Source organism: Nocardia abscessus (assembly GCF_015477775.1).
GTDB classification, from domain to species: domain Bacteria; phylum Actinomycetota; class Actinomycetes; order Mycobacteriales; family Mycobacteriaceae; genus Nocardia; species Nocardia abscessus_A.
In genome coordinates this window covers 1-21,619 of record NZ_JADLQO010000013.1, presented here as the reverse complement: position 1 = coordinate 21,619, position 21,619 = coordinate 1, and the positions used below count along the sequence as shown (strand labels likewise).

Genomic DNA, 21,619 nt, shown 5'->3' with positions numbered 1-21,619 from the left:
GTTCACAGAGCACCTTCTTCGAGTTCGAGCGCGTTGTGCGGTTGGTTGTCGCCGAGTCCGGCGATGGTCGGATCGGTGAAGAATTCGCGCAGGGTCACGGCGATGCCGAGTTCCCGGGCGAGACGGCCGACGAGGCGGGTGGCCGACAGCGAGTCGCCGCCCGCGCCGAAGAAGCTCGCGTGCCGGTCGGCCGGAGCGGCGCCGAGCAGGTCGGCCCAGATCTGCGCTATCCGCGTCTCCAGACCGGGACGAATCGGCTCACCGATCGTGGAAACAGTTGTGTGAGTTGCTGCTTCGGCTTGCCGGACCAGTGCGGCGTGGTCCACTTTGCCGTTGCCGGTCAGTGGTGGGTGCGGCAGGGGAATCAGCTCGGGCATCCAGGCGGCGGGGATGCGGTCGGCGAGGAAACGCGCCATGTCGCCGGGTACCTCCGGCTCGGCGAAGGCGACCAGTCGCGCACTCGCCCGCTTCCCGACCGCCAGCGCGAAGGCCCGCCGCACCCCCGGATGCGCCGCGACGGCCTGTTCGATCTCCCCCAGCTCCACCCGATGCCCACGAATCTTGACCTGACGATCCGCCCGCCCCAGAAACTCCAGCACACCATCGGCGCGATACCGGCCCAGATCACCGGTCCGATACCACCGGACACCCTCGGACTCGAAGAACGACGCCGTCGTCAGGTCCGGCCTACCCCGGTACCCTCGTGCGACTCCCGCACCGCCGATCAGCAACTCACCCGGCACCCAGTCGGGACGGTCCGCGCCGTCCTCGTCGACGACCCGGAAACGCTGATTGCGCAACGGACGCCCGTACGGGATCGAGGTCCACGCCGGATCCACCGAGTCCACCTCGAAGAAGTTCGACCAGATCGCCGCCTCCGTCGCACCGCCCAAGGCGACGAAACGACAGCCCCCGGATCGGGCCGCCAATCGGCCGGGCAGATCCAGGCCGACCCAATCCCCCGACACCAGTACCAGCCGCAGCGACTCGATCGGATCGGGTCCGCTCTCCGCCACCGTGAGCAACATGTCCAGCATCGCGGGCACCGTGTTCCACACCGTCACACCGTGTTCGCGTACCAGGGTCAGCCAGCGGTCCGGATCACGCCGATCCTCATCGGCGACGATCACCGCGCTGCCACCGGCACCGAGCACTCCGAACAGGTCGAACACCGACAGATCGAAATCCACGGCGGCCACGGCCAGCACCCGATCGCCGGCACCGAGCCGGTAACGCTCCCGCAGATCGTCGAGGGTGTTCACGACGTGCCGGTGCTCGACCTCCACGCCCTTCGGCACCCCGGTGCTACCGGAGGTGAAGATCACGTAGGCGAGGTCGGTTTCGGATACCGGATGCAGCGGCGCGGGATCGTGCCGGCCCGCATCCGCGATCGCCACCACCGGCACGGCGTCGGCTCGCCCTTCGGTGCGCCGACCCGCGTCGTCCGCCCCGGGGGCGCCACCGGCCGCGGCAACCAGCCCCGCTCTCGGGGCGAATCGGCTGGTGTCGTCGGTGAGGACGGCGGCGACGCCGGCCTGTTCCAAGATCGCGGCCCGCCGCCGCTCCGGCTGGTCCACCGCGACCGGCACATACGCCGCCCCCACGGCCAGCACCCCGTACAGTGCCGCCACCAGCGTGGCTCCCCTGGCCGCGCACACCGCCACCGCATCACAGGGCCGCACCCCACGCTCGGCCAGCAACGCCGCGATCCGGCGGCTCTCGACGGCGAGCTCGCCGAACGACACGGTGGCATCGCCGACGACGAGCGCCGTGCGACCCGGATCAGCGGCGGCGACCTCGAACATCGCCGAATGCAGCAGACCGCTGCCGGCTCGATCGGCCAACGGCCCGGCGGTGTCGTTGACCTGGTCGCGGACCGCGCGCTGGACGGGCGGCAACACCACCTCCAGCGGCCGGTCCCAATCCAGCTCCCCCAGCTCCAGCAACAGCTGGTGATAGGCGTCGAACATTTCATCGACCAGCCCGTCCGGGAACAGCTCGTCCACCGAATCCCAGCTCAGCACAAGCCCGTCCGGCAACTCGATCACCTGATGATCCAGCCACACCTGTGGCGTCTGCGTCCGCGTGAAATCCGGCCACCGCACCGACCGCGCCAGCTCGTCGTCCACCCCCAACATCGAGGTGAACACCACCGGCACCGGCTCGGCGGGCACCGCGCTGTCGCGGGCGAGTTCGCGCAGCACCCGCACCGCCGACACCTGCTGGTGATCCAGGTCGCTCCACAACTGCTCCTGCAACCGTCGAGCGCGCCCGGCCCAACTCTCATGTGCTTCCGGGCGATCCGCCACCAGCAGCAGCGAACTGAAATCACCAACCACCCGCATGATGTCGGGGTGCACGTCCCGGCGATCGAAACGGGTCAAGGTCACCGTCAGCTCACGCTGCGCACTCCACGCACCGAGCACCCATGTATAACACGCCAGCAGCACCACACTGGGCGTCACACCCAGACCCCGCGCGCGCCGGATGATCCCCTGCCAGACATCAGGATCCAGCCACACCTCCCGGCGGGTGAACCGCGGTCGCTCGATCATCGCGGGCAACATCCGCAGCGGTAACTGCGGACCCGGCGGCAGCTCCGCCAACCGCTCCCGCCAATACGCCAGCCCCGCCGCCACCTCCGAATCCGACGGGGCACAACCCAGCACGTAGTCCCGGAACTCGATGGCCAGTGGCTCCGATGTCACGGTGGGTTCCGCGTACCACCGGAACCAATCGGAGATCACCACCAGGGCGCTCAGGCCGTCGATGACCAGGCTGTCGAAGGCGACGCACAGCCGGGCTCGGTCGGCGGCGCGCAGGACTCGTACGGCGAACAGCGGTCCGGTGGCGGCATCCAGGGCGCCGCTCGCCATGTCGTCTCGCATCGCCGCAGCAGCGGAATCGAAATCGCCACCGGTCTCGACGACCTCGATCCGATATTCCGGGGTGCCGGGCAGCACCCGCTGCCTGCCGTCGGCGTCGATGACGGCCCGCAGCATGGCGTGCCGCTGAATCACCCGATTCCAGGACGCCTGCAACCGCTCGACATCCAGGCCCGGCCAGTCGTATTCGAAGTAGAGCTGCGCTCCGATACCGCCGAGATCGAAGTCGGCCGAGCGGCCCAGCCAGTACGCCACCTGGATGTCGGTCAGCGGGAACGGATCGTGCAGGTGCGCGGGGTCGGCGGTCAGCGCCGGGGCTGCGGGCGCGCTCGGCGGCTGCGTCGACGGCTCGGCGAGACCGGTATCGGTTCGGGTGCGCGCGAGTCCGGCGATGGTCGGGTCGAGGAAGAATTCGCGCAGCCGCACGGTGAGTCCGAGTTCCCGGGCGAGGCGGCTCACCAGGCGGGTCGCCGACAGCGAGTCCCCGCCCGCGCCGAAGAAGTTCGTGGTCCGGTCGGGGCGGTCGCCGCCGAGCACGTCCTGCCACAGCTGCGCTATCCGGTTCTCCAACCCGGGACGAATCGGTTCGTCCGCCCCGGCACTTGCTGTCGCCGTCGCTGTTTCGGCGCGGCGCACCAGAGCGGCGTGGTCGATCTTGCCGTTACCGGTCAACGGCGGATCAGGCAGCGCAATCAACTCCGGCGCCCACCCGGGAGGAATCCGCTCGGCCACGAACTCAGCGAGACCCTCCGGCAAACCCGGCTCGGCGAAGGCGACCAGTCGCGCACTCGCCCGCTGTCCGATCGCCAGCACGAAGGCCCGCCGCACCCCCGGATGCGCCGCGACGGCCTGTTCGATCTCCCCCAGTTCCACCCGATGCCCACGAATCTTGACCTGACGATCCGCCCGCCCCAGAAACTCCAGCACACCATCGGCGCGATACCGGCCCAGATCACCGGTCCGATACCACCGGACACCCTCGGACTCGAAGAACGACGCCGTCGTCAGGTCCGGCCTACCCCGGTACCCTCGTGCGACTCCCGCACCGCCGATCAGCAACTCACCCGGCACCCAGTCGGGACGGTCCGCGCCGTCCTCGTCGACGACCCGGAAACGCTGATTGCGCAACGGACGCCCGTACGGGATCGAGGTCCACGCCGGATCCACCGAGTCCACCTCGAAGAAGTTCGACCAGATCGCCGCCTCCGTCGCACCGCCCAAGGCGACGAAACGACAGCCCCCGGATCGGGCCGCCAATCGGCCGGGCAGATCGAGCCCCACCCAATCCCCGGACAGCAGAGCGAGGCGTAGCGACGGGAGCAGATCGGGGCCGGTCTCGGCGACGGTGAGCAGCATGTCCAGCATCGCGGGCACCGTGTTCCACACCGTCACGCCGTGCTCACGCACCAGCTCCAGCCAGCGGTCCGGATCACGCCGATCCTCATCGGCGACGATCACCGCACTGCCACCGGCACCCAGCACCCCGAACAGGTCGAACACCGACAGATCGAAATCCACGGCGGCCACGGCCAGCACCCGATCGCCGGCACCGAGCCGGTAACGCTCCCGCAGATCGTCGAGGGTGTTCACGACGTGCCGGTGCTCGACCTCCACGCCCTTCGGCACCCCGGTGCTACCGGAGGTGAAGATCACGTACGCGAGATCGGAGCCGCTCCCCGGATGGAGCGCGGCGGGGTCGTGCCGACCCGCATCCGCGATGTCCACGACCGGCACGGATGGAGCGCGTGATTCCGCGCCGGGCACTGTGGCGAATCGGCTGGTGTCGTCGGTGAGCACGGCGGCGATGGCGGCCTGTTCCAGGATCGCGGCCCGCCGCTGCTCCGGCTGGTCCACCGCGACCGGCACATACGCCGCCCCCACGGCCAGCACCCCGTACAACGCCGCCACCAGGCCCGCACCCCTGGCCGCGCACACCGCCACGGCGTCTCCCGGTCGCACCCCACGCTCGGCCAGCAACGCCGCGATCCGGCGGCTGCGCTCGGCGAGTTCGCCGAAACTCACTGTGGTGTCGCCGTCGATGATCGCGGTCCGGCCGGGATCGGTCGCGGCGATCTCGAACATCGCCGAATGCAGCAGACCGCTGCCGGTTCGATCGGCCAACGGCCCGGCGGTGTCGTTGACCTGGTCGCGGATCGCCCGCTGGACGGGCGGCAACACCGCTTCCAGCGGCCGGTCCCAGTCCCGATCACCCAGCTCCAGCAACAGCTGGTGATAGGCGTCGAACATTTCATCGACCAGCCCCACGGAAAATAGCTCGTCCACCGAATCCCAGCTCAGCACAAGCCCGTCCGGCAACTCGATCACCTGATGATCCAGCCACACCTGCGGCGTCTGCGTCCGCGTGAAATCCGGCCACCGCACCGACCGCGCCAGCTCGTCGTCCACCCCCAACATCGAGGTGAACACCACCGGCACCGGCTCGGCGGCGAGTTCGCTCTCCCGGCCCAGCTCGCGCAGCACCCGCACCGCCGACACCTGCTGATGGTCCAGGTCGCTCCACAATTGTTCCTGCAACCGCCGGACCCGGCCCAGCCAGCTCTCTCCCGCCCCCGGGCGATCCGCGACCAGCAGCAGCGAGCTGAAATCACCCACCACCCGCATGATGTCCGGATGCACGTCCCGGCGATCGAACCGGGTCAACGTCACCGTCAGTTCACGATGCGCGCTCCACTGCCCGAGAACCCAGGTGTAACAGGCCAGCAGCACCACACTCGGCGTCACACCCAGACCCCGCGCACGAGCAACGATCCCGCTCCAGATTCCCGGGTCGAGCCGTACCTCCCGCCGCGTGAAACGCGGACGCTCCACCACCGCGGGCAACACCCGCAGCGGTAACTGCGGACCCGGCGGCAGCTCCGCCAACCGCTCCCGCCAATACGCCAGCCCCGCCGCCACCTCCGAATCCGACGGGGCACAACCCAGCACGTAATCCCGGAACTCCAGCTCCGGCACAGGGAGCGCGAGATCGGGCTCCGCGTACAGTCGCGTCCACTCCGACAGCAGCACCAGGACACTCAGGCCGTCGGCGATCAGCGTGTCGAACGCAGCGCAAACCTTCGTGCTCTCGCCGTCCCGAACGATACGGATGTCGAACAGCGGCCAGCTCGCGGCATCGCGGAGGTTGTCGGAGATGCCGTCCCGGACCGCTGAGACGGCCCCCTGGACCACGGGAACCCGATACGCGGGCACCTCGCCGAGCACCCGCTGCGTGCCGTCCGGTTCGATCACCGCGCGCAGCATCGGATGCCGCTCGACCACCCGGTTCCACGCGGCCTCCACCCGGGCCGGATCGACATCGGGCCAGTCGTATTCGAGGTACAGGTGCGCACCGATACCGCCGAGAGCGAAATCGTCCGACCGCCCCAGCCAGTACGCCACCTGGATGTCGGTCAGCGGGAACGGATCGTGGCGGTGCTCGGGATCGGCGACGATCTCCGGGAGCTCGGTCGCGGCGCCGAAGGCCAGCGCCGAGGCGAACGCGGCGAGGGTGGGGGTGGTGAACAGGTGCGCCAGAGCGGCACCGGTCACCCCGTCGGCGAGTAGGCGCCGGATCAGGCGGGTAGCCAGCAGGCTGTCCCCGCCGAGCGCGAAGAAGTCGTCGTCGCGCCGGATCTCTGCGACGCCGAGGACCGCTGCCCAGGCATCGGCCACGATCCGCTCCAGACCGTCCAGCGGTGCGGATCCGGCTTCGCTGCGCTCGTCACCGGCGGCGACGAGCGCAGCGAGCACGGCATCGCGGTCGATCTTGCCGTTGCGCGTGATCGGAAGTTCTGCGCGACGAACGAAGCGCCGGGGAATCATGTACATGGGCAACCGCTCGCCGAGCCAAGCCCGCAGAGCCTGGTCGGGAAGAGCGTCGTCGCCCGCACCGACGACGACGGCGCCGAGGGACCGGGTAGGGTGCTCGAGCACGGCGGCAGCCGCGGCGGAGACCCGTGGATGCTCGGCCAGCACGGCCTCGATCTCGCCGAGCTCGATCCGATGGCCGCGGATCTTGACCTGGTGGTCGACGCGGCCGAGAAACTCCAGCATCCCGCCCGTCCGGTAGCGCACCAGGTCGCCGGTCCGGTACCACCGGAGCCCGTCGCGCTCGACGAACCTGTCGGCGGTGCGCTCCGGATCGTCCCGGTAGCCGTGCGCCAAACCGGCTCCGGTGACCCACAATTCGCCGGACGCCCACTCCGGGCAGTCTCGGCCGCGGGTGCCGACCACTCGGCAGGCGGCGTGCGGGAGCGGTACCCCGTACGGCACGCTCGACCAGCTGGGATCGACGGTCTCGACCTCGCAGACGGTGGCGTGGATGGCGGCCTCGGTCATGCCGCCGAGGCCGGCGAACCGGCAGCCGGGCACCAGCCGGCGCAGCCGGTCGGGCAGATCGAGGGTGACCCGGTCGCCGCCGAGCATCACCACCCGCAGCGCGGCGCCCAGCCCGGTGCCGGCGGCGGCAGTCAGCAGCATGTCCAGCAGCGCCGGGACGGCGCTGACGACGGTCACCTCCCAGCGGCGGATCAGCTCGGCCCAGGCGGCGGCGTCCCGGCGCTGCGGCTCGGCCACCACGACCACCGAGCCGCCGAAGCCCAGGAACGCGAACAGGTCGTACGCGGAGAGGTCGAAGTCCAACGCGGACAGGGCGATCGTGCGATCGTCCGCGCCGATGCCGAACCGGTCGTTCACCGCGTCGACGGTCGCGGCGACAGCCCGGTGCGGAACCTCGACGCCCTTGGGCGTGCCGGTGGAGCCGGAGGTGAAGATGACGTACATCACGTCCTCGGGATCGACCTCCACGATGCCCGACAGCGGGGCGACGGTGCGGGCTTGCTGGAGAAAGACCGCTTCGATGTCCTCGGACCACGCCGGCGCGCTCGCGGTGTCCCGGTCGGTGACGACCAGCCGGGCCCCCGCGGTTCGGTAGACCTGTTCGCGTCGGGCGAGCGGCAGATCGACACCCGAGGGGACGTAGGTCGCCCCGGTGGCGAGCACACCCAGCACCGCCACGATCTGATCCACCCCCTTGGGCAGGGTGATGGCCACGGTGTCGCCCCGGCCGATTCCTCTGTCCCGCAACAGCCGTGCCAGACGTCGGGCCCGCTCGGAGAGCTCGCCGTAGGAGATCGCGGCGTCGTCGGCAAGCAGCGCGGGACGGTCCGGTTCGGCGGCGGCCCGCGCGAAGAACCGCTGGTGCAGCGGAGCGGCCGGCGCGGCGACGATCTCGTCGTATCGGCGGACGGTCACCGGCCACGGTGCGGCGCGATCCCATGCGCCGTCGTCGTCCAGCAGCAGCTCGACGAGGTGCACGTAGGCGGCGAACATGCTGTCCAGCAGGCCGGGTGGGAACAGCGAGACCCGCGCGTCCCAGTTGAGCAGGATGCCGCCGTCGAATTCGGTGACCTGCGCATCGAGCCAGACCTGCGGCCCCTGCGAGATGGTCCAGCACGGTTCGCCCAGACATCGCCGCACCTCTGGCGCGTACAGCTCGCCCAGGCTCAGCGCGCTGGTGTAGACCACTGGCGCCAGGACCCGGCCACCCCCGCCGGCCCGGCTCAGGTCGCGCAGCACCTCCACACCGGTGTAGACGGCGTAACCCAGCACCTCCCGCAGGCGATCGGTGAGCGCGCGGCCCCGCTCGGCGACCGTCATGGGGGCCGACAGGTCCACATCGAGTAGTACCGAGCTGGAGAAGTCGCCGACGAGGCGGTCGACATCATCGTGCAGGGGTTCCCGGTCGAAAGCGGGCATGTTGAGCAGGAATCGGTCGGTGCTGCTCCAGGCCCCGATGGTCTCCGCGAAGACCGTAGCCAGTACACCGGCGGTGGTCAGCCCCGCGCGTTGCGCTCGCCCCCGCAGCCGCGCCGCCCGCTCCGGCGAGAGCCAGTGGCTGCGCCGATCGACTCGTGCGCCACCGCTCGCTTCCTCCGAGGTCAGCAGCGGAAGTTGCGGGGCCTCGGGCAGAGTCGGCAGCTGGGCCTGCCACCAGGCCCGCGCCTGTTCGCGGGCGGTGGCTCGAGTCCGGTTGCGGTCGGCGAGATACCGGCCGTAGGCGTACTCCAGGCCGGGCAGCGCACCGGGGCCATCCTCGTACAGCACGGTCAGGTCGGCGAGGAGATTGCGCAGGCTCAGTGCATCCCCGGCGATCATGTCCAGATCGAGGTGCATTCGGCTCCGGCCGCCGGGCAGCAGCGAGAGCTGGAGATCGATGAGTTCCCCCGCCGCGACATCCATGGCCCGATGTGAGCAGGTGTCCCTGATCGCGGCCAGGCGCTGCGCACATTCGGGCTCAGGCACCTCGCGCAGATCGTGGACCACGAGCCCGGGCCAGGAGCCACGCTCGGCCACCCGCTGCAACCCGGCGGCGTCGATCGTCACCCGAAGCATCGGGTGCCGCGCGATCAGGGCGCGCATCGCACGCTCCAGCCGGTCCGGTTCGAGCCCGCCCTCGTGGTCGAACTCGCTGTAGAAGTGCGCGGCCACGCCGCCGAGTTCCTGTGCGGGGGTGCGCCCGATCCAGAAGGCATGCTGCATCACCGCCAGGGGGAACGACTCCGAGAGTTCACCGGCCGGTTCCGCGACGCCGGATGCTTCGGCGGCAGGATCGCTCTCGCGCAGCAATTTTCGCCAAGCGCCGAGCGTCGGGTTTCGCACCAGGTCGCGGAACTCTACCCGCTTGCCCACGCGCCGCATCAGCCCCGAGATCCGCATGGTGGTCACCGAGTCGAGCCCGAGATCGAGCAAATTCGCATCGTCGGTCAGCTCGCCCGCCGGAATCCCGGTCAGCTCGGCGATATCTCGCCGCAGACCATCGGCTCCGTCCCCCTCTGCCATCGAGCTTACGGCCAGTAAACGGAGCTTTTCCGGCATCACATTCCCCAATTATAAACGAAAATCATTTTCACTATTGCTACAATCTACGGTGCCGCACCGATCAGGTCAAGCGACCTTTTCTGTGCGGGAATGCGAAACAGGCAGGTGGCGAACAACTTTGATGCGGTACAGGAAGTAGGCATGGCAGCTCATCAGCGACTCATGAACATGATGTTCGGAACGATCTGCTCCCAAGTCGTCGGTACCGCCGCCCGCCTGGGGCTCGCCGATCACCTGGGTGACGACGAACTCGGCTACCGAGAACTAGCCGCCCGCACCGACACTCACCCCGGTGCGCTGGCCCGGTTGCTCCGGGCGCTGGCCGCTCTGGAGATCGTCGTGGAGACCCGCCCCGGCACCTTCCGGCTGGGCGAGGCCGGGATTCCGCTGCGCACCGATCGGCCCGATTCCCAGGCGGCGGCGGTGCTGCTGTTCACCGACCCGGCGCTACTGGATTCCTGGAAGCTGACCGAGCAGGCGGTGCGCACCGGTCAGCCGACCTTCGAAAGGCTGTACGGCACCGACTTCTTCAGCTTCCTCGCCACCCGCCCGGAGCTGTCGGAGCGGTTCAACGCGACGATGCGCCAGGTGAGCCTGCCCATCGCGCAGCTTGTTCCGGTGAGCTACGACTTCACCCGGCACCGCACCATCATCGATGTCGGCGGCGGTGACGGCACCCTGCTCACGCAGATCCTGCGCGGTGCACGCGGTGTGCGCGGCGTCGTCTTCGACTCGCCGAGCGGGGTGGCCGAGGCCGCTGCGACGCTGAGCACGGCCGGCGTCGCCGACCGCTGCCGCATCGAAGCCGGCGACTTCTTCTTCGCAGTGCCCGAAGGCGGAGACCTGTACGTGCTCAAGAACATCCTGCACGACTGGGACGACGACCGCTGCGTCACCATTCTCGAGCGCTGCCACAAGGCGGTGCCGACCGACGGCCGGCTGCTCATCGTGGAATCCGTGCTGCCCGACGTGGTCGACACCGCGGACCCGGCCCCGTATCTCACCGACATCAGCATGCTGGTGAACATGGGCGGCCAGGAACGGACCCGGGACGAATACGAAGCACTCTGCCGCAAAGCCGGATTCGCGGTCATCGCGGTGCATCCGACCATCTTCCCCACCTCGTACTCACTGATCGAGGCCATGCCGGTCTGAACGGAATGCCACCGATGCTCCACAAGTCCCGGCCGATCGTGGTCGACCTGCTGTCCGACGACTTCCACGACCGCGCCCACACCATCTACGACGACCTGCGGGCGCGGTCACCGATCGTCTTCGCCGAACTGCCGGAGCAGCCGGGCCGGGGATTCTGGATGATCACCGGCTACGCGGCAGCCGAAGCGGCGCTGCGCGACAGTCGGCTCGCGAACAATCCGCGCGCGCTGCTCACCCCCGCGCAGCTGGCGGCCAGAGCGCGAGCGGGGCTCACTGAGCCACCGAACAACATGCTGTTGTCCGACCCGCCGGAACACACCCGGTTGCGGCGGGCCGCACAGCAGGCGTTCACGCCCCGATCGGTCACCGCGTTGCGCCCCGCGGTGGTCCGGCATGCCGAACGGCTGCTGGACACGGCGGAGCAGGCGGCACGCGACCAGGGCGGCACCGTGGATCTGCTGCACACCTACGCCTACCCGCTGTCGCTGACCGTGCTCGGCGAAATTCTCGGCTTCCCCGAAGCGTGGCACGCGGGCCTGCACGACCTCGCCGTCCGGGCCGCGACCGCCTCCACCCCGCTCTCCGGGCCGGACCCAGCGCTGCGCGAGCAACTCGACGCCTACACCCGCGATCTGGTCGTCCTCAAACGGGATAGCCCGGGCGATGACCTGATCAGCAGGTTGATGCACCCGGAATCCGGCAAGAACACGCTGTCCGACGGCGAATTGCAGTCCATGATCGGCCTGCTCGTGGCCGCGGGTTTCGAGACCTCGGCCAGCTTGATCGCCAGCGCCGTGCTGTCCCTGCGCACCCACCCGGACCAGTGGGCGGCGCTGTGCGACGATCCCGAGCTCGCCGGCCCCGCCGTGGAGGAGACAATGCGCTTCTGGGGACCGGTGGAGTCGGCGACGATGCGCCTCGCGCTCGCCCCGCTGGAACTCGGCGGGCAGCGCATCGATCGAGGCGACCGGGTGCTGGTGTTCACCGCCGCCGCCAACCGCGACCCGGCCCATGTCCCCGATCCGCACCGCTTCGACATCCACCGCAAGCCCCGGCCGCACCTCGGGTTCAGCCACGGCATCCACAACTGCATGGGCGCCGCCCTCGCCCGCACGGAAGTCGCGATCGCACTGACCACGCTGATCGCGCGCTGGCCCGGACTGCGCACCGCCGTTGACCCGGCCGAATTGCGCTGGCGTCCCGGTATGGGGCTGCGCGGTCTGCGCCGGCTGCCGGTCCGTCCCTGACCCGAACACCGCGCCGAGCGCCGTTCGCGGAGCCGGAGCGACAGCACCATCAGCACAAGGAGTTCCACCATGACAATCCCGACCGCCGCCCAGTACGACGTCGCCATTCTCGGCGCCGGGATCGCGGGTAGCACGCTGGCGACGATCCTCGCGCGCCACAACCTGTCGGTCCTGCTCATCGACGCGGGCGTGCATCCGCGCTTCGTGGTCGGCGAATCCACCATCCCGCACGCGACCACCACGATGCGCGTCCTGGCCGAGCGCTACGACGTCCCCGAGCTCGCCGCGCTGGCCACCTTTCAGGACACTGCCGAGAAGGTGACCAAGACCTGCGGGCAGAAACAGAACTTCGGATTCGTCTACCACGAGGAGGGCCGGGCGTACGACCCGCAGCGGGCCAACCAGGTCGTCCTCGGCTCCGAGTACCGCCGCGCCGAAGCGCACTGGTTCCGCCAGGACATCGACGCGCACGTGTACCACCTCGCCGTGCGTTACGGCGCCACCGCCCGCATGAACACCCGGATCGACGAGATCGACCTCGACCCGGCACACGGGGCCGTGCTCCGTTCGGCGGCGGGTGAGTCGTTCACCGCCAAGTATCTGGTCGATGCCACCGGGTTCCGCTCGGTACTGGCCGAGCGGTTCGGGCTCCGGGAGCAACCCACCCGGGCGCGCACGCACTCCCGTTCCCTGTTCACCCACATGATCGGTGTGCAGCCCTTCGACGATATCGCGCCGGTTGCGTACAACCCGCCGACCCAGTGGCACAACGGCACCCTGCACCACGTCTTCGACGGCGGCTGGCTCTGGGTGATCCCGTTCGACAACAACGACGCGTCGATGAACCCGCTGTGCAGTGTGGGCCTCACTCTCACCGGGGACGCGGTCTTCGACGACCGCCCCGGCCCGGAGCAGGAGTTCCGCGCCTTCCTCGACCGGTTCCCGGCCATCGCGAAGCAGTTCCGGAACGCGTCCGCGGTCCGGCCGTGGGTGAGCACCGGGCGTTTGCAGTACTCCGCCTCCGACACCGTGGGCGACCGCTTCTGCCTGACCGCGCAGTCCGCCGGCGCGATCGACGCGCTGTTCTCCCGCGGTCTCGCGAACTCCTTCCAGACCGTGAACGCCCTCGCCTGGCGCATCATCGAGGCGGCCCGCGCCGACGACTGGTCGGCCGCCCGCTTCGCCGGGCTCGACGCGCTGCAGCAGCGGATGTTCGACGTGCACGACGACCTGGCCTACTCGTCGTACGTGGGTTTCCGCGACTACGCGCTGTGGGACGCGATTTTTCGCGTCTGGCACACATACAGCTTCTACTCCGACGCCGCCCTCGAGCACTCCCTGTCGCGGTACTTCTCCACCCGAGACGATCAGGTGTTCCGGAAGCTGGAGCGCGCCGACTCGGCGCTGGCCCGGGCAGTCCGGGGCCTGCTGACCTTCGCGCGCGAAACCTGCGAATCCGTCGACCGCGGGGAAACGAAACCAGCGGCGGCCGCGGAGGCGATCATCGAGCGGATCAACCGGGAACAGTTCTTCCCCGACTACCTGCCGCACGGCAAGCCGGAGCTCAAGTACGTCGACATCAGCCAGGACACGGCAATGCAGTTCATGCAGTGGACGCGCGCCGGAGCACCGCGCTGGATCAGCGAGGCCTTCACCTGACCGCTTCGCGAAGCCGCAAATGCCCTCGGGGCCCGGAGCTCCGGGCCCCGAGGGCATTTGCGCGGGATACCCCGGACTATGCCGACGCGGTGACCCGCCAGTGCCGAGCTCTGGTCTGCGCGGCCCACATCGCGCTGTAGCGGCCCTGCTGCGCCAGCAACTCATCATGGGTGCCGCGCTCGGACACCCGGCCGTCCTCCAGCACCAAAATCTGATCCGCCGCCACCACGGTGGAGAGCCGATGCGCGATCACGACCACGGTCTTCTCCGCGACCAGCGCGTCGATGGCCTCCTGCACGTAGACCTCGCTCTCGGTATCCAGCGCGGCGGTCGGTTCGTCCAGGAGGACGATCGGCGCGTTCTTCAGGATCGCCCGGGCGATCGAGATGCGCTGGCGTTCCCCGCCGGACAGCGCGCCGCCGATCTCGCCGACCCTGGTGTCGTAGCCGTGCGGCAGCCGTTCGACGAAGGTGTGCACATTGGCCGCCCTGGCCGCGGCCTCGATCTCCGCCTGAGTGGCGTCCGGCGCGGCCATCGCGATGTTGGCCCGGATCGTGTCATCGAACAGATACACGTCCTGGAAGACCACCGCAATGTTGCGGTAGATCTCCACCGGGTCCAGATCGCGCAGATCGAGCCCGCCGATCCGGACACTGCCCGCGTCCGGATCCGCGTACCGGGTGAGCAACTTGGTCACCGTCGTCTTGCCCGATCCGGACGGACCCACCAGTGCGGTGAGCGAGCGCGCGGGCGCGGTGAAGGACAGCCCACGCAGCACCGGGGCGCCCTCGGCGTAGCTGAAGTGCACAGCCTCGAATTCGAGGTCGTAACCGGTGATCCGCACCTCCGAGTCGCGGACCGGGAGCGCCGGGGCGTCCAGCACCTCCCCGACGCGTTCCAACGCCGAGTCGATGACTTCGAAGATCGCCGAGAGATTGGCCATGGTCGACATGGGCTCGGCGAATCGGACTGCCGCGGCCACCACGGCGATCAGCAACGCCGCCGACATGTCCAGATCGAGCACTAGCGCCGCGCCGACGGCCACCATCGCCACCAGACACAGCTGGACGACGCTGGAGGCCAGCAGGCCGGGCCAGGTCAGCCGCTTCTGCATGGCCGACATGGCCTCGTTCTGCTCTTCGAGGGTTTCCACCAGGCGCCGCGACGAACTGCCAATTTGTCCGGTGGCCCGCAGCACCGGCAGCCCCTGGACGTACTCGACCACCCGACTCGCGGCCGCGGCGTCGGCCGCGTCGGTCCGACGCGCGCCCGCTCCGGTGATCTGCTGGATCCGCCGGACGAACAGCACCGCGAACGGCAGCGCCACCGCCAGCACCAAGCCCAGCCGCCAGTCGACCGCGAGAATGATCACCGCGATGATCACCGGCACCGTCACCATCTGGATGAACAACAGCGCCATTCCGGACGAGCCCATCGTCGCGTTGGCGACATTGCTCCCCATCACCGTGGTGAGATCGCCAGCGGCTCGGCGCTCGAGCTCGGCCTGCGGCATGGTCCGCAGCTTATCGCCCAGGCGCAGCCGGGTAGCGGCGAGCACATCGGCCCACCTGCCGAACTCGAACCGCAGCTGCCCGTAGTGGAACGCGGCCTGAATCACCCAGCAGGCGACCAGAACTGCGAACCAGGTCCATGCGGCGGTGGTGTCCACCTCCGGCTGGCTCAACTCGTACAGAATAGGGATCAGAGTGGCGTACGCGGCCGCCTGCATGATCGAACCGAGCAGCGCGCACCACAGCGTGCGGCGGAACTCGTCCCGGTAGTCGCCGGCGGCGAGCAGCATGAGCCGCAGAATCCTGCTCATCGGTTCGTGGCCTCCTCGGTCGTGCTGCCCAGGCCCCATCCCCGGGCCCGCTGATGGTGTTCCCAGAGTTGGGCGTAACGGCCGCCGGAAGCGAGCAGCTCGGTGTGCGTACCCGTTTCGGACACCCGACCGGATTCCAGCACCACGATCCGGTCGGCGTCGATGATCGTGGAGAGGCGATGTGCGATCACCAGGACAGTGCGGCCCCGGGTGAGCGCGGCGATCGCGTCCTGGATCGCCGCCTCGTTTTCCGGGTCGGCAAACGAGGTCGCCTCGTCTAGGATCACGATCGGCGCGTCCGCGAGCAGCGCCCGGGCGATGGTGATCCGCTGCCGCTGCCCGCCGGACAACCGCGCGCCCCGCTCACCGACCGGTGTGGCGTAGCCCTGGGGCAGCTCCGTCACGATGAAATCGTGGGCCTGGGCCGTCCGAGCAGCGGCTTCGACCTCCTCGTCGGTGGCCGAGGGGCGGGCCAGGCGGATGTTCTCGGCCACGGTGTCGGAGAGCAGGAACGGATCCTGGAACACCATCGCCAGGTGCCGCAGCAGCTCCTCCGAGGCGATCTCACGGACGTCGACCCCGCCCACCCGCACCTGCCCGGAATCCACGTCCCAAAACCGCGGAATCAACCGCGCGACCGTCGATTTCCCCGATCCGGACGGGCCGACCAGCGCGCACACGGTCCCGCTCGGCACAGTCAGATCCACCCCGTCCAGCGCGGCCCGGCCCGCTCCGGCGTATCCGAATCGGACGGAGCGAAACTCGATCGACCCGTCGGCCGGAACCTTCGGGTTCTCCGGCTCCGGCAACGGCTCGATGTCGAGCAGCTCCACGATTCGCGCGGCGCCGGCCTTGGAGTCGTTGATCAGGTTGGACAGATTCATCAGCGGCACCACCGACTCCACCGGAAGGGTCCCGATGAGAATCGCGGCGATCAACGTCGCGGGCGACATCGACCCGCTCGACGTCAGCCAGATGCCCACCGCAGTCACGATCACGATGGTGGGCAGCGGCGCGACCGTCAGGTTGGCGAAGATCATCGCGCTGCGATTGTTGTTCTGCCAGTTGGTAGTCGCGACGTTGAACTGCTTGACCCGGTCGACGAAGCGTCGGAACGAGACGGTGCCGTCGTCGAAGGTTCGCACCACCGGCATGCCCTGCACGAACTCCACCGTTGCCGCATTGATCGCCTCGTTGGCCTCGTCGTAGCGGCGGCGGGTCTCGACGTAGTCCCGCAGGGTCAGCTGCATCCCGACGAACACCACCGGCAAGAACAGCGCGACCGCCAGCAACAGCCGCCAATCGACGAACCCCAGCGCGATCAACGCCGCGATGGGCTGGGCAATCGTGAACCCCGCGAGCGGCACGGCGTCGGCCACCGCCATGTGCAAACCGCGGACATCGTCCTGGACGACCTTCTTCACCGCTCCCGAGCCCAGGCGCTGCGCCTCGCCCAGCGGGACCCGGCCGAGGTGCGTGGCGAGATCGCTGCGCAGGCGGTGCTCGAGATCGAAGGACGCCAGATGGGAGAGCAGGAACGACCACGCGCGCAGGGCGAACCGGACGAGGAACCCGGCGGCGGCCAGCACCAGGAAGGCCACCACCGTCCCGGTCTCGGCATCGGCCCCGAACAGCTCGCCTAGCGCCAGCGCCAGCCCCACGAAACCGGTCACCCCGGCCGCCCCGCCCAGGGCGGCGATCGCCAGGGAGGCGCCGAGCCGTCCGCGCACCGGCTCGGTCACTCGGAACAGCGCGCTGCCCGGCGTCACCCCGGGCTCGTCCGCAGTCGCCGCCGGTGGCGCCTGTCCCACCTCGTCCACCTGGAGCGATGTCGCGGTATCACTCATTGTCGCGTTCCTGCCGATCACCCACGAGAAGCCCCAGCCGATCTATGAAAATGATTGTCATTACGCTTGTTCGGCACTATAACACGACGTTTTTCTATCGCGTATTTTTATTATGGGATCACACCCGGCGTCCTCCGTCGAGGGCACCGACCGCAGAATGGTCGCCGTGCCGAATCCCGCGCCCCGCAGACGTGGCCGACCGGTTCGCCTCGACCGCGAAACGATTCTCGCCGCCACCGACCGAATGCTCATCGCCGAGGGCGCCGCGACGTTCAGCATGCGTCGGCTCGCCGGCTGCCTGGGGGTCAGCACCGCCGCGATCTACCACCACTTCCCCACCAAGGGCGCGCTGCTCTTCGCCGTTCTCGATGCCCGCTCCGAGCAACTCCCCCAGCCGGAACTCCCCACCGACCCGCGAGACCGGCTGGCCGCCCTCGTCGGCTACCTCATCGACACCCTGCACGGACTCCCCTGGGTGGTGGAGATTCTCATCACCGGCGAGAGCTACGGCCGAGCCGCGTTGTGGATCATGGACGAATTTGTCACCGCCGCAACCGAGCTCGGCGCAACCGACGCGGAGGCTGTCTCCATGTACGCGGTGTTGTGGCGCTTTACATTGGGCGAACTGAGCGCCCGAAAAGCGGCAGCCGAACGCTCCGCCGCCGCCCGCGGCGGCCAGCCACCACCGCACTGGACCGAAACCGCCGCCCCCGACCTGCGCGACGACTTTCCCTCGGTCGCCGCCCTGCTGCCGCGGTGGACTTCACTGGTGGACAACTACGATTCGGACAAGGCTGTCCGCGCCATCATCGACGGGCTGGTCGCCAACCTTGGTTCGGGCGCCGAAGACTGACTCGCTCACACATCTACCGATCAAGCACCTACGCCGCGGGGCATTCCAGTTCCTATGGCGGACAAGCCCTGCTGGACGCGACGAAGTAGGGCCGCGGGACCGCTTCAGGTGGTAGAACCAACGCCGTCTCGGGCTATTCGTCGACGCCGGTCGTGCGCGTCCCGGTCGGCGATGCGGTGATCGTCAAGCAGGTGCTCGACCTCGGCGCGCAGAACATCCTCGTGCCGATGATCTCGACACATGAGGAGGCGAAAGCGGTCGCCGCGATGACCCGGTAACCGCCTGTGGGGGTACGCGGTGTGGGCAGCGCACTCGCGCGATCAGCGCGATGGAACCGTGTCGACGGATATTTGCGCGATGATGCCGCTTACTTTTCCGTGTTCGTGCAGATCGAGACCGTCGAGGGCGTGGCGAACGCCCGCGTGATCGCCGAAACCCTCGGCGTCGACGGTGTTTTCGTCGTCCCATCGACCCCGCGGCCTCGATGGGACTGATCGGGCAGCAGACGTATCCCGGATGTCGTCGCCGCGGTGAAGCGTGCCTTCGCGGGCATCGCCGTGCCGCGCGCCCGGTTGGTGTCGGCCCGAGTGAGGGACGAGGCAGACCTCCTCGTCCGTGCGTGTCCCACACAAGCCCCCTCGCGGGGGCCCGGGGGTGGAGGGCGAACGAACCCCCGCACCGGATGCCGATTATCGCGACCGCCCGCGCATGACCCGTAGGAGGCGAGCGGGCTCACCGGTCGTCCTGCTCGCTCGACGAGTGGGTGGGGTCGGTCGGTGGTCCGGAAGTGGGTGCGGTGGGCGATGTGAACGGTGTGGTCGGCGAAACGTTCGTCGTAGCGGCCCACAGCACGAGACCGACCACGGCGGCGATGGTTTCGCCGCGGGTGTCCTCGATGACGGCGGCCAGCAGGGTGCGGTGCAACTCGTTCATGGTGTCGTCTTGGCCGGCCGGCGGGTGGCATCGGGTGGCCAGCACCACGGCGGCGTTGGTGGCCACCCGTGATCGCGGCCGAGCCCATGCGCGAGGATCGGTCGCACGGAGTCCGGTACCGCGGGCTCGGGGTGGTGGCGGCGGGCGATCTCGGCAATGTGCTCGGCGAGGGCACCCATGCAGGTGAGGTCACCGACGATCTGCACGGCGGTGAGGACCTGCTGCAGTTCCCCGGCCACCGGAGCGTGCAACGCCAGCAGCCGCACCGCGGCGTGCTCATGCTCCTGGCCGACGGTGGCGATATCGTCGCACAGGTCGATGGCGTGTTCGGCCTGCTGTAGATCGGCATCCAGCAGCGCGAGGGTGGCCGCAGCGGTGGCGCTGCGATCACGCAGGCGCATCGCCTGCAGTTCGGCGGCGAACTCGTAGAGGTCGTTGTGGAAACGGGTCCGCACTCTGTCCATCCTCGGCGAATCCGCCTCGCCGGTGTGGGCCGGGCGCGGCCGGTGGCGCTGCCGCCGGCAGGGGGGAATCGTGTGCTTGGTTCGGCGGCAGCGCGCGTATCCGAGACAGGGCACCGGCCACCGGAGGTGGCCAAGAATCGTGCCCACCCGGGTATTCGCCACCGGCGCAGCACCTGTTACCCCTGACACGCCGAAAGACATGTGTGAACCGAGGTTTCAGGCACACACGGGCCGGAACGCCTATTACCTGCGCGGTCTCGGGCACTTTCTCCTCGCCCGGGGTACGCATGAGGACGGCCACCGCCCAGCGGCGATGCGCGGCAAGCAGAGCCATGGGCACGACCGCCGATGCACACCCGTGATCCACACGACACCACGGTGATGGCAGGCCCGCTCAATCCACAGCGAACCCTTCAGAGGGCGGGCCTTCATGCGGCATCACCTGGTGCGTCGGTGCCGGTATGTCGATGCGGCCCCGGCAGTTCCGATACCGGTGCGGATCCCCACCAACGCGCATCAGCACGCACCGGTGTGGGTGCGTGCTCAGGGCGCTGACGCGGGGTTGATGTGGTGTTGACGACTTCGCCGCTGGCGGGAGCCGCTCAGGTGAGGCCGGCGACTTCTTGGGCGATCGCGGCGAGCCGGGTCTGGGCGGCCGATACCACGCCGTGGCGGTTCTTGTGGCTTCCTCGTAGGCGACGATCGCGCGGATGTCGGCTGGGTCGGTGAGGTCCTTGACCGCGGCGACGGCTTGGGAGACGTTCAACTCGTCGTAGTCACCGACCGGCAGTTCCTCGGGTTCCAGAACACCGGTGCTGGTGCGGATCGAACGCAACGCATCAGCGGCGGTGTCGGCGCCTTCGCGGCGGGTGACCTGCTCGGCGGTCTCGAGCGCGGCGTCGCGGGACGCGGAGAGGGTTTTGACCGCGACATCACCCGCGCGTGCGCCTTGGGCGAGCAGCCCGCCGAACGCGGGCGGGGTGGCGCGCACGGTGTCCAGCGCCCGGTCCAGCCCACGAGTCGACCAGGAGACCGGGAGGTTGAACAGCTTCACCGCGGTCCCGGCCGCTGCCTGCGAGGCGGTGCGGCGCGGCGCGGCCGGCCCGCCGAGGGCGTCCTCGGCCAGGACGGTGGTCAGCCAGTCCACCGTCGCCGAGTGCGCGGTGATCAACCGATCTGCCAACGCCACCACCTCGCGTAGCTGCGCGGCGGTGGCCAGGGCCTTTACGCTTCGTGCGATCTGACGACCGTCTACGCGGTTCGTCCGGCGGCCGCGGTGATATCGGCGGTCGGAACGATCAGGTTCGCCGTCTCCGACAGGCCAACGCACGGTGAACATTTCGGTGCTCACGTGACGGAAGCGCAACTGCCGGAGCGGGCGCATGGCCATACCGCGAGTGCAGTGTTCGCCTGTACCCCAACACGACTTTCAGTTGCCTCGGCCGATCGACCCAAAGGCATTCCGACGTGAACCGGGTGTATGGGGCAACGGGTGCGGCCTCGATGCAAGGGACTCACGACCGGTGAGATCCGCGCGCATCTGGCCGAGATACACGCGCCGACATCGCGCGGGAGACGATCTCGAAGATCACCGATGCCGTGGCCGGTGAGCTGGCCGAACGGCAGTCCCGCCTGCTCGATCGCGTGCATGCGGGCGTGATGATCGACTGTATCTGGGTCGAGATCGGGGGGCGGTGAGCCGCCGCAGGCACCTCCCGTCCGATCGGGCCGCTCAGGTTCAAGAGGTCTGAGGTTGCCCCGGTCTTCCGGACACCAATGGTGAGGCGAGATACTCGCCTCCGAAAGGAGTCTGGATGCCACCAGCACACCCGCCGGAGTTCCGTCAGCGCGCGATCGAGTTGGCCCGCAGTAGCG

The 21,619-nt window shown here is 69.2% G+C and carries 10 protein-coding genes and 1 pseudogene; 5 read left to right on the top strand and 6 right to left on the bottom strand.

Going from position 1 to position 21,619, the window contains the following annotated elements:
* Window positions 1-2: 2 nt before the first annotated feature.
* Complete coding sequence (locus IU450_RS27720) at window positions 3-9,725, bottom strand: non-ribosomal peptide synthetase (protein ID WP_228835238.1); 9,723 nt, start codon at window positions 9,723-9,725, stop codon at window positions 3-5.
* Between the two features lie 180 nt (window positions 9,726-9,905).
* On the opposite strand from IU450_RS27720, the gene IU450_RS27715 reads away from it, so the two are divergent.
* From IU450_RS27715 to IU450_RS27705, 3 genes are all read left to right on the top strand, one after another.
* Window positions 9,906-10,919 (top strand): methyltransferase, encoded by a 1,014-nt coding sequence (locus tag IU450_RS27715; RefSeq protein ID WP_195152688.1) that lies wholly within the window; start codon window positions 9,906-9,908, stop codon window positions 10,917-10,919.
* 14 nt (window positions 10,920-10,933) lie between these two features.
* Window positions 10,934-12,166 carry a cytochrome P450 family protein gene (locus IU450_RS27710; protein ID WP_195152687.1) on the top strand — a complete coding sequence of 411 codons (1,233 nt, stop codon included), beginning with the start codon at window positions 10,934-10,936 and terminating at the stop codon, window positions 12,164-12,166.
* Between the two features lie 69 nt (window positions 12,167-12,235).
* The gene (locus IU450_RS27705; protein ID WP_195152686.1) at window positions 12,236-13,825 is read left to right on the top strand and encodes an NAD(P)/FAD-dependent oxidoreductase; all 1,590 of its coding nucleotides are present in this window, start codon (window positions 12,236-12,238) and stop codon (window positions 13,823-13,825) included.
* 76 nt (window positions 13,826-13,901) lie between these two features.
* Here the strand turns inward: IU450_RS27705 and IU450_RS27700 are convergent, their stop codons facing one another.
* Together IU450_RS27700 and IU450_RS27695 are read right to left on the bottom strand one after the other, a co-directional pair.
* Window positions 13,902-15,647, bottom strand: coding sequence for an ABC transporter ATP-binding protein (locus IU450_RS27700; protein WP_195152685.1), 1,746 nt, complete (start codon window positions 15,645-15,647; stop codon window positions 13,902-13,904).
* Window positions 15,644-17,494 carry an ABC transporter ATP-binding protein gene (locus IU450_RS27695; protein WP_195152684.1) on the bottom strand — a complete coding sequence of 617 codons (1,851 nt, stop codon included), beginning with the start codon at window positions 17,492-17,494 and terminating at the stop codon, window positions 15,644-15,646. Before IU450_RS27695 ends, IU450_RS27700 begins: the two co-directional genes overlap by 4 nt.
* A gap of 112 nt (window positions 17,495-17,606) precedes the next feature.
* On the opposite strand from IU450_RS27695, the gene IU450_RS27690 reads away from it, so the two are divergent.
* Entirely contained in the window at window positions 17,607-18,347 is a 741-nt protein-coding gene (locus IU450_RS27690; protein ID WP_228835237.1) for a TetR/AcrR family transcriptional regulator, read from the top strand.
* A gap of 152 nt (window positions 18,348-18,499) precedes the next feature.
* A complete protein-coding gene (locus tag IU450_RS41020) occupies window positions 18,500-18,625 on the top strand; it encodes an aldolase/citrate lyase family protein (protein WP_324197853.1) in 126 nt (41 codons plus the stop codon).
* Window positions 18,626-19,079: 454 nt separating this feature from the next.
* On the opposite strand, the gene IU450_RS27680 is transcribed toward IU450_RS41020, so the two are convergent.
* The 3 genes and pseudogenes from IU450_RS27680 to IU450_RS27670 form a co-directional block, all read right to left on the bottom strand.
* The gene (locus tag IU450_RS27680; protein ID WP_195152683.1) at window positions 19,080-19,280 is read right to left on the bottom strand and encodes a hypothetical protein; all 201 of its coding nucleotides are present in this window, start codon (window positions 19,278-19,280) and stop codon (window positions 19,080-19,082) included.
* Window positions 19,277-19,735, bottom strand: coding sequence for a PhoU domain-containing protein (locus IU450_RS27675; RefSeq protein WP_195152682.1), 459 nt, complete (start codon window positions 19,733-19,735; stop codon window positions 19,277-19,279). The genes IU450_RS27680 and IU450_RS27675 overlap by 4 nt, the downstream gene beginning before the upstream one ends.
* 611 nt (window positions 19,736-20,346) lie before the next feature.
* Window positions 20,347-20,981: pseudogene (locus IU450_RS27670) on the bottom strand (ferritin-like domain-containing protein); the annotation flags it as partial.
* Window positions 20,982-21,619 lie beyond the last annotated feature (638 nt).